Raw genomic sequence first — 9,396 nt, forward strand, 5'->3', positions numbered from 1 at the left:
TAGTAGCTTTATTGAAGATTTACCAGATGATTTTTTAGAAAGTTTGAATCAACTTTGTTTAGTAAATAATATTAAAATTATAATTAAGCTACACCCTATGGACGCTAATACCTCTCGATTTGAATTATTGCAATTTTCTAATATATTATTCTTTGACTCTAAGCATTGGGAATCCACAGGTATAAACTTATACGACTTACTGAGCATCTCTAAAGGACTTATTACAGACTTTTCGTCCGTAATGATAGATTGTATTAACACCCCTATTCCTGTAGGTTTCATACAATCAAGCCAAGAAAACTATATAAGAAAGAGTGTAACTCCAATTAATGAGCTGTTGGAGTATGTTCATACTATTAATAAGCCCCAAGATATAATAAATATGGTCAACTCCTACCCATCAAGCACTTCTATGGATAATAAATTCAATAGCTATGGATATGGGGCATCTAAAAGAATATTTGAAAAGCTTGGCCTTACAAGAGCTTAAAATGTAAATATAACTATTTCTTCAAAAAACAAAAAAAACAAACACCTATATAGATGAACAAAAAGCTGAGCAATGCTCAGCTTTTTGTTTGTTCAGCTTTTTTATTCTCCTGACTCTTTATACTATTAATCCGATAGCTACTATTTACTACCTTATCTACGTCAACCTACCCGAAAGACTTATACCCTAACCCTAATATTTCAGGCAAAATATAGACTTACCTTCTGTTGATGGATAAATATAGGTTGTCTATGACCCCTTATCTAAAGCTTATCATTAGCCTGCCTGCCTTACTGGTATTGGCTAGCTGCTCTGGTACTGATAACACAACAAAAGCTGATACTGTATCCGACACCAATGCTAATAACGGCAAAGCTGAGTCGGCTAAAGTATTACGTATCGCAGCGGCAGCCAACTTAGCTGGGGTATTGCCAGCAGTGATTGAGGCCTATCAAGCCGAAGCAGCTCATAACAAAGACAGCCAAAATAAAGACAGTCAGAATACAGAGAACTTAAAGCCAAAAATTGAAGTTACCTACGCCTCATCAGGTAAGTTATTTGCTCAGATTAACTCTGGTGCTCCCTACAATCTGTTTTTATCCGCTGATCAAGCATTTCCTGCTAAATATGCTCAGCAACAAGCCACTAATAAATCTACTGCTCAAGCTCCATTTACTTATGCCCGTGGTCAATTAGCTCTATATAGCAGTAACCATGACTTAAGCTCAATCAAGACCTTAGACAAAGCTAGCCTGCAGCAGTTATTTATTACTCAACCTAAAGCGAGTAGAAATACCGTAAAAATCACCTTGGCCAATCCTGAACTGGCTCCCTATGGCGCATCAGCCAAAGCTTTTTTGCAGCAGCAAGAGGTTTATGATGAATTAAATGACAGCAAACGCTTAATCCAAGCCGAAAATATTGGTCAGGCTTTTCAATATACCCACACAGCCACCACCGACTATGGCTTTGTGGCATTATCACAATTAATCAGTGCCAAGGTTGAACCGTCAAAATACTTAGCCCTACAACCCGAAAGCTATCCTGCGATATTGCAAGATGGCATCGTGATCAGTGACCATCCTAAAGCCACAGACTTTAGTCAATATCTACAGTCTGAGTCAGCACAAAAGCTATTTGCTGACGCAGGGTATCTACCGATTGCTAAGCCTTAGTGTGGACTTGAAGTTTTGAATGAGGTTAACAGGGTTTGACTTTAGGATAATAACTATTGTGATATGAGAAGTCAGATAAAGTCTGGGTAAAACGTTATAATAAGGCTATGCTTAATAGTTAATAAAACGATCTCAACTTATCACTCACTGCTATAAGCCCTTTGGTATTAACCCCTATATGTCACTTCTTAGCCCTCACCTATCTGACATGTTGCTACCGCTGTGGCTGAGTATAAAACTGGCCTCTATTACCACCTTGTGCTTGCTAGTATTTGCTACCCCTATCGCCTATTGGCTGGCCAAACCCTCCTCTAGTAATCTCATTTCCCGTATTAAAATCATGCTGATGGGCGTGGTTGCCATGCCTTTGGTATTACCACCAACGGTACTTGGGTTTTATCTGCTCTTGCTACTTAGTCCCAATTTCGCGCTTGGTAAATGGCTTATGGCACATAACATTGGTGCTTTGGCTTTTACCTTTGAAGGGTTGGTGCTGGGGTCCATTATTTATTCGCTACCGTTTTATGTACAGCCGGTGTATGCCCAGTTTTTACGCATTCCAAAAAGTATCAGTGATATGGCGCTGCTATTAGAACCAAGCCGATTACGCCGTTTTATCGCCGTAGCATTACCCCAAGCAAAAACTGGCATTATATTAGGTAGTCTGATTAGCTTTGCACACACTATTGGTGAGTTTGGGGTGGTGCTGATGATTGGCGGTAGTATCGCTGGAGAAACCAAAGTCATCTCCATTGCCATCTATGAGCAAGTCGAAGCTTTAAATTATGAAATGGCACATACCATGTCGCTACTATTGGTGCTACTGGGTATCGTGCTAGTAGGTCTGATTGCCAGTATCAACCGTCAGGTTAATGAAGGGTCGTTTACAAAGACAACTCGCTCCAAGTCTAAGCCTAAAAGATAGCTTAGCTTATTGTCTTTAAGACATAAAAACAGCTACTACATAAAACAATAACCCATAAAAAAATCCAGCGTAAGCCGGATTTTTTAGTTATTGGACTGAAGATTAGTCTTTGTAACTTAGCACTTTTCTAACTAGCCAACTTTCACTTAACAACGGTCACTTAACCACTGTCACTTAGCCCCTGCTACTTAACCATTATTACTTAGCCACTTAGAGGGCTCATCTTGGTAAAACTCTTGCTTCCATACCGGAATATCAGCTTTAATGGTGTCTAATATCCATTTGCAGGCATCAAAAGCTGGGTAACGGTGCTTAGAAGACACCCCGACCCACACCGCCATATCGCCAATTTCTAGCGCACCAATACGGTGAATCGCTACCGCGTTTTCGATATCAAATAAACGCTTGGCTTCCTCGATAATCCGTTTACCTTGGTTAATCGCTAATTCCTCATAACCATAATAAGTCAGGCTGGTCACACGGCTGTCATTATTGTGATTGCGCACCCAACCCTCAAAAGTTGCTAAGGCACCGCACTGCTCATCTTGCAAAAAGTCTTTTAGATGCTCGGCATCAATAGCCTCGTCCAGCAAAGCAAAACCTTGAGTCTGCGCCAGCTGATAAACCTCTTCTACTGTATGCGAGATAGTGCTTGCCTGCTGATGGGGGGGATTGGTGGCGTCCAAAGCAGTTTGACTGTCCATTCGTTACTCCAACAAATAATTATTTAAATAGCTGTCTAGAAAAAACGTCTAGCCACCGGCCACAGGCGGAATAAAGGCAATAGTATCGCCGTCATTAATCGCATCGTCCCAACTGGCAAACTCATCGTTAATCGCCACTCTCACTTTTGCAGTGTCTAACGCTAAGCCATGTTGTTGCTTTAGCTGAGCGTATAGCTCAGATAGACTTATGTTGTCTGCTAAATCAAGCTGCTGCTGCCCTTGTTGGGCTTTATCTGCCAAGCTGGCAAAGTACAAAACGGTAATACGCATATTTGTCTCGACTGTCTCTATTGTTTAGTAGATGGATGTAACCAAAGAATAAGAATAAAAGGATAGTTGCTCTGATTACGGATTTTGATAGTCTGACTTACCGCCAGTTTTAGTCACCAAGCGCATATCATTAATAATAATGTCGTGCGATAACGCCTTGGTCATGTCATAAATGGTCAAACAGGCGACGCTTACTGCAGTTAGCGCTTCCATTTCAACTCCTGTCTTATGAGTGACTCGCACTGTTGAGGTCACTTTAATGGCATACATTTCATCTTCATAGCTAAAGCTTAAACCCACTTTATCTAATGGCAGTGGGTGGCACAATGGAATTAAATCATGGGTACGTTTGGCGGCCATAATCCCAGCAATGTGGGCGGTCTGAGTGATGCTTCCCTTTTTAGTCATGCCATCAGCGGCTTTAATTTCAGAATAGATATCTTTTGGGAAAACCACATAGCCTTGCGCCACCGCTTCACGGGTGGTAACTGTCTTATGCCCCACATCCACCATATGAATGTCGCCATCAGCATCTAAGTGCGATAGCTTGTGTGGCTGTTGGCTTAAACTTGGCTTATCTTGATCAGAGTTTGGAAGTGACATAATGGGTTTTAACCTAAAATTTTGGGCTTAACTGGTTTAAGTTTTGTTTTGCTAATTTGAATAAGTTTGCATAACCTTGGCTTGTTTGAATAACCGCGATAACTTTATTTATAACTGCTGACAGGCTATCTCAAACTGCTCTGGGGTATTTAAATTAGAAAGCGTGTACCAGTCTTGTGGCATAGCCACTGACTGGCTAATAGGGCTGATAAAACGCATGACTCGTCGCTCTCCACTATCCAAATAAGCCTTTAATGGCTCGGCTAATTGCAATTGATACAAGGCCAACAGCGGATAATCTCGCTCATTATCGGCCAAACAGTACATTTGCGGCTGGGTATTAGGCTCATTAACAACTGTAGCACTGTCTGATAAGCTTTGAGGTTTTTCTTCCATCAAATACTGCCAAATATCAAAACCATTAACCAAACTATCGCAGCTGACTACCAACAACCATTTTGACTCATTATCTGCCAATATCCCCTGCATGCCAGCCAAGATTGCACCAAGCGGTCCTGCTGAATGTTTATCTTCCGCTTCAGGATTGCTACTGTGCGGCTGATAATCCTGAATATAGCTAATAGAGCTATTCACAGTCTCAATTTGAGTGGTGAACCCCTGTCCGTTATCAGCTATTAAAATCGGCACTCCAAGTTTAGCGGCACTGCGCACATGATAATCTAGCAAAGTTTCACCGGAGGGCAATTTCAACAGCGCTTTGGGTGAGCCCATACGAGTTGATAAGCCGCCCGCTAGGATAAGCACTCCAGCCAAGGATTTTGCTTCAAGCCTGCGTGAAAGTGCTTCTGCCATTTAATTAGTCGTGACCTGGATTGACACGCATTAAATGCGGCACAAAGTTACAAGGACCCGTGCGGCTGTCTAATTGCTCTTTGATAATCTTTGTCCAACCGGTGCGGCAAGCGCCTGATGATCCTGGCAGACAGAAAATCACAGTATTATTGGCCATACCGGCAATAGCACGCGATTGAATGGTCGACATGCCAATCTCATCTTTGGAGATTAAACGGAACATTTCACCAAAGCCGTCGATTTTTTTATCAAACAACACACTTACCGCTTCAGGCATGCTATCACGGATATAAAAGCCTGTTCCACCCGTAGTAATTACTGCATGCACTTCAGGGTCAGCAATCCAACCACTAATAACCGCACGGATTTTGTAAATATCATCGGTGATTAATTGACGATCAGCTAGGTTGTGACCAGCTTCTTGTAATGAGTCTGCCAAGTACTGACCCGAGGTGTCTTGTTCCAAAGTACGGCTATCAGATACGGTTAATACCGCCACGTTTAACGGAGTAAATACTTTTTCTTTTGACATAGAAGTGCCTTAAATAACAGATTTAACAACTTAAAAAATTGAAGATATTGTTTAATACAGCCAGTTAACCACCAATCATAGACAGGTTATGCATAATGCCACTGTTAGATTCGGCTAAATGATGGTGTTCAGGCTTTATTGGCATAAACTCATGTAGTTTTTGGACTAGGCCGGCCACATCTTGCTGCTGTAAATAGTTCCGGATATCGTAGTTACCCTGATCAAACAGGCACAAATGCACCTTACCAAGACTACTGACGCGTAGTCGGTTACAGCTGTCACAAAAGTGCGGCGCATAAGGAGCAATCATCCCAATACGGCCCACATAGTCGGGGTGACTATACTCTATGGCCGGGCCATCGTTTTGACCCCGGTTGTGCGCTTGCCAGCCATTTTTTAACAAATAATCAGTAATAAGCGCTGACTGGGCATGCTGAGCAAAGAACAAATCCCGGTTGTCCGTGGTCTGCATAAACTCAATAAAGCGATAGGTTACCGGACGCGTCTTCACAAACTCCAAAGCAGCAATCAAACTGTCATAAGCGGTGTCTTCCATTAAGATACCGTTGAGTTTGAGCTTAATATCTGTGGTCGCTAACAGCATATCTATGTCATGAAGCAGCTGCGGTAACATATTAAAGCCAGTCATCTTATGAAAGGTCGGCGCATCAAAGCTATCGAGACTAATATTTAACTGATCAAGTCCGGCTTGCTGCCAATTGGCCAAATGTTTGCCCAATTTATAGCCATTACTGGTCATCGCCACTGTTTCGATACCTGGCGTGGCTTTTACCTGCTCGATAATTTGGGTCACATCCTTACGGATGGAGGGCTCACCACCGGTTAAACGTACCTTTTTTGTGCCTACTTGAGAGAAGGCTTTAATCAGTACGTCAATTTCTTGCAGACTTAATTCATTATCTGGACGCTTGCCTTGATAGCCATTGGGCAGACAATAACCACAGCGAAAATTACAAAAATCGGTAATCGATAAACGTAAATAGGTTAAACGACGCGAGAATCCATCGGTCAACATACCATCACTCTCATCACTTTGGCTGACAGCATTGCTAGCAATTGACGAAGAACCTGACACTAAACCTTTGGCAGATTTAGCAACGACTAACTTATTAGATGGATTGTTATAGAAAGCTTGATTGTGAGCAATATTGATAAAAGGTGACTCAAAGTCAGCCTGTTTTAAATCAAAGGGCAACACAAAACGACTCACAGAAGTACCCATCACAGAAGCTGTATTAGCGGATGACATCAGAGTACCTGCATACCTAACTGAATTGTGGGAAGGAGTATAGAGCCTAGCTCTCCCTAGGTTGGAATTAAGAAGGGTCATATTGGGTACCGTAGTCATTGATAGTTAATGTGCTCTAAGCGTTGCCTCAGGTTGTGGATGGATCTTCTATGAAGGGGGGGGGTTAGTTAATAGATATTATAACAGGTTGCGGAGCAATAGATACCCACCCTAAAGAGGGCCCTGCGCTAGGTCATCTACCTCTTTAGTAGTATATGGTTTGTGGTCTTTATCAAGACTATTTAGGCAGATGACTGGCCGTTTGTCGTCTATAGATAAGTTGTTTGCTATTGGTTATTACCAATTAACTAATACCCAATAGCTTACTTAATGATTGACCACGCGATCACGTTAACAATTAACAACCGTTAATACCAAGGAAAGAGCTGTATCGTTACCTTGTCCCCTGCAACCAGATTGCCGGAGTCTTTTGGTAATACAATCAAACAATTGGCCAAGCTTAACTGCTTAATACGGTGCGAGTCTTGCTTGCCGGCGGTACTTACCACATACTCCCCCGCTGCATTTTGGCTAAAAATACCGCGCTGAAAATCAGCTCGACCTGGTGACTTTTTGACATCATTGACCAGACTCGCGGTCAGTGTTAACGACTTAGGAATCTCTGCCTCATTAATGCCTGATAAGCGCCACAAAGCAGGAATAATAAACTGTAAACTGCCTACTACAGAGGATAAGGGGTTGCCCGGTAGACCAAAGTACAACACCGGTACGTCTAGGCTTTCGGTCAACTCGCCAAACACAAAAGGCTTGCCTGGCTTCATCGCTACTTTATAGTGATTAATCTGACCCAGCTCTTCAATCACTGTGGTCAAAAAGTCATAATCACCCACCGAAACCCCAGCGGTAGAGATCAGCACATCACACTCCTGCATCGCACTGCGCACTGCCTTTTTGGTCATTTCTAAATGGTCGGGAATAATGCCGTAGTCCTGAATCACTAGCGGAAGATGGGCATACATGCTCTTTAAGGTAGGCGTGTTGGAGTTATAAATCTGGGCCAGTGTTTGTAACGGTTCATCCACTGCCACTAACTCATCTCCTGTGGCTAAGATCCCCACAGTAATTGGCTTATAGACCTCAACTTTAGCGACCCCCAAGTTTGCCAGTAAACTAATGTCGGCAGGGTTTAGGCGTTTGCCAGCTTCCAACACCACCTCACCTTCTTCAATCTCTTCACCCTGTTTACGAATATTGCTGTTAACTTTGGCGGCTTGATTCAGCTCAATAGCGTAGGTCTGCGACTTATCAATACTATCTTTGATGTTCTCAAAATTGGTATTTTCCTGCATTACCACCGTATCACAGTCACTAGGCACCACGGCCCCCGTGAAGATTCGCACCCCTTGACCTGGTTGTAGTTTGCCGCTAAACGGCGAGCCAGCCTGCGATTCCCCAACAATGTCGATGCTTGTGCCTTGATCAAGTATGCTGCCCTTAGCAATGCCATACCCATCCATCGCCGAGAGGTTTTGGCGTGGCACATCAAATGGCGAGGCGATATCGGTGGCTAGAATATGATTTTGACTGGCCAATAAATCCCGAATTTCTATGGCACGCTTAGTAAACGGTAGGTCTTGTTCATTATAAGCCGTGATACGCTCGGTAATGGCGCCCTTTAATGCTTCAACAGTAATCATAAAATTGCTCTTTTTTTTGTTAATATGAAATTTGATTGGCAAACCAATTACTCTTGTAAGGATAACGTAAACCTACGCTTTTGTTTAATTTTGTTAAAAATGCAATTTAGTTTAAAAACCCCAGTGGATGCATCAGACAAATTAAGCTAATGTTTAAGATATCCCTGATAAATTTCCTAATACTAGCGATGGAATATGATGTGAAGACTAATACAGAGCTAATCACGCGTTGGCTTAACGATGAGCTTACCCTAAAAGCAGATCTAAATGAAGCTCAGCCTTTGATTAGAAAGCTGTACAATTTACATCGGATATTTCCGCTTTCATGTAAAGAATTCAAAGTCGAGAAAGAGGCAGTTACGTCATGGTTAAATCTTCCTGATAATAGTACCTTTATAGCACAATCAACTCACTCTCAAAATACTCCTTTAGAGCAACTTAAGTTAAAAAACATCGTAGATAGAGCATTAGTTGCATTTCTAGCTACTCACTCCGACGATCCCCAAATTAGTATGATTAGGTCAACCTACCTATTTGTATGCTTGAAACTAGTAGTATTGACAAAACACGACAGCCGCTTGACTTCCTCCCCTCGCTAAACCGAGGGGATTCCTACAGCTAGACGGTCAAGCCCGACCGCAAGGATGTTCTTAGCAGCATTGATATCTCTATCATGCCATGTGCCACACTCAGCACAAGTCCATCCTCTTATTCCAAGTCCTGCTCTACCTTTCGGACTACTTTCACTTATTTTAAGGCAGCACGAACAGGTCTGGGTAGTGTAACTCTCATTTACGATCTCAAGCTGACAACCTGCATGCTTGCATTTGTATTCCAGTTGTCGTTTAAGCTCAAACCATCCTGCATCGTATGTTGATTTAGCTAGATTGGTTTTT

General features: G+C 42.3%; 11 protein-coding genes. 3 read left to right on the forward strand and 8 right to left on the reverse strand.

The features are described 5' to 3' along the window. The 3 genes from A1019T_RS03705 to modB form a co-directional block, all read left to right on the forward strand. Positions 1-490 (forward strand): CDP-glycerol glycerophosphotransferase family protein (locus A1019T_RS03705; RefSeq protein ID WP_208608023.1); only part of this gene is annotated, 490 nt, incomplete at its 5' end. Between the two features lie 251 nt (positions 491-741). Next, positions 742-1,665 carry a molybdate ABC transporter substrate-binding protein gene (modA, locus tag A1019T_RS03710; RefSeq protein ID WP_077450484.1) on the forward strand — a complete coding sequence of 308 codons (924 nt, stop codon included), beginning with the start codon at positions 742-744 and terminating at the stop codon, positions 1,663-1,665. A gap of 178 nt (positions 1,666-1,843) precedes the next feature. Then, on the forward strand, positions 1,844-2,590 hold the full coding sequence (gene modB / locus A1019T_RS03715) for a molybdate ABC transporter permease subunit (RefSeq protein WP_077450485.1): 747 nt from the start codon (positions 1,844-1,846) through the stop codon (positions 2,588-2,590). Positions 2,591-2,778: 188 nt separating this feature from the next. Here modB and A1019T_RS03720 read toward each other — a convergent pair whose 3' ends face one another. The 8 genes from A1019T_RS03720 to A1019T_RS03760 form a co-directional block, all read right to left on the reverse strand. Next, positions 2,779-3,294 (reverse strand): molybdenum cofactor biosynthesis protein MoaE, encoded by a 516-nt coding sequence (locus tag A1019T_RS03720; protein WP_077450486.1) that lies wholly within the window; start codon positions 3,292-3,294, stop codon positions 2,779-2,781. A gap of 48 nt (positions 3,295-3,342) precedes the next feature. Next, complete coding sequence (gene moaD, locus A1019T_RS03725; RefSeq protein ID WP_077450487.1) at positions 3,343-3,585, reverse strand: molybdopterin converting factor subunit 1; 243 nt, start codon at positions 3,583-3,585, stop codon at positions 3,343-3,345. A gap of 75 nt (positions 3,586-3,660) precedes the next feature. Then, positions 3,661-4,188 carry a cyclic pyranopterin monophosphate synthase MoaC gene (gene moaC / locus A1019T_RS03730; RefSeq protein WP_077450488.1) on the reverse strand — a complete coding sequence of 176 codons (528 nt, stop codon included), beginning with the start codon at positions 4,186-4,188 and terminating at the stop codon, positions 3,661-3,663. Positions 4,189-4,296: 108 nt separating this feature from the next. After that, positions 4,297-5,001, reverse strand: coding sequence for a molybdenum cofactor guanylyltransferase (gene mobA, locus A1019T_RS03735; RefSeq protein ID WP_077450489.1), 705 nt, complete (start codon positions 4,999-5,001; stop codon positions 4,297-4,299). A gap of 4 nt (positions 5,002-5,005) precedes the next feature. Then, the gene (moaB, locus tag A1019T_RS03740; protein ID WP_077450490.1) at positions 5,006-5,533 is read right to left on the reverse strand and encodes a molybdenum cofactor biosynthesis protein B; all 528 of its coding nucleotides are present in this window, start codon (positions 5,531-5,533) and stop codon (positions 5,006-5,008) included. Positions 5,534-5,597: 64 nt separating this feature from the next. Then, a complete protein-coding gene (moaA, locus tag A1019T_RS03745; protein WP_077450493.1) occupies positions 5,598-6,569 on the reverse strand; it encodes a GTP 3',8-cyclase MoaA in 972 nt (323 codons plus the stop codon). A 641-nt stretch (positions 6,570-7,210) separates the two neighbouring features. Continuing rightward, positions 7,211-8,500, reverse strand: a complete 1,290-nt coding sequence (locus A1019T_RS03750) for a molybdopterin molybdotransferase MoeA (protein WP_077450491.1) — start codon at positions 8,498-8,500, stop codon at positions 7,211-7,213. 595 nt (positions 8,501-9,095) lie between these two features. After that, on the reverse strand, positions 9,096-9,396 hold a 301-nt coding region (locus A1019T_RS03760), incomplete at its 5' end, for an RNA-guided endonuclease InsQ/TnpB family protein (protein WP_077450492.1).

The sequence above is a fragment of the Psychrobacter piechaudii genome, from assembly GCF_900162825.1.
GTDB lineage: Bacteria > Pseudomonadota > Gammaproteobacteria > Pseudomonadales > Moraxellaceae > Psychrobacter > Psychrobacter piechaudii.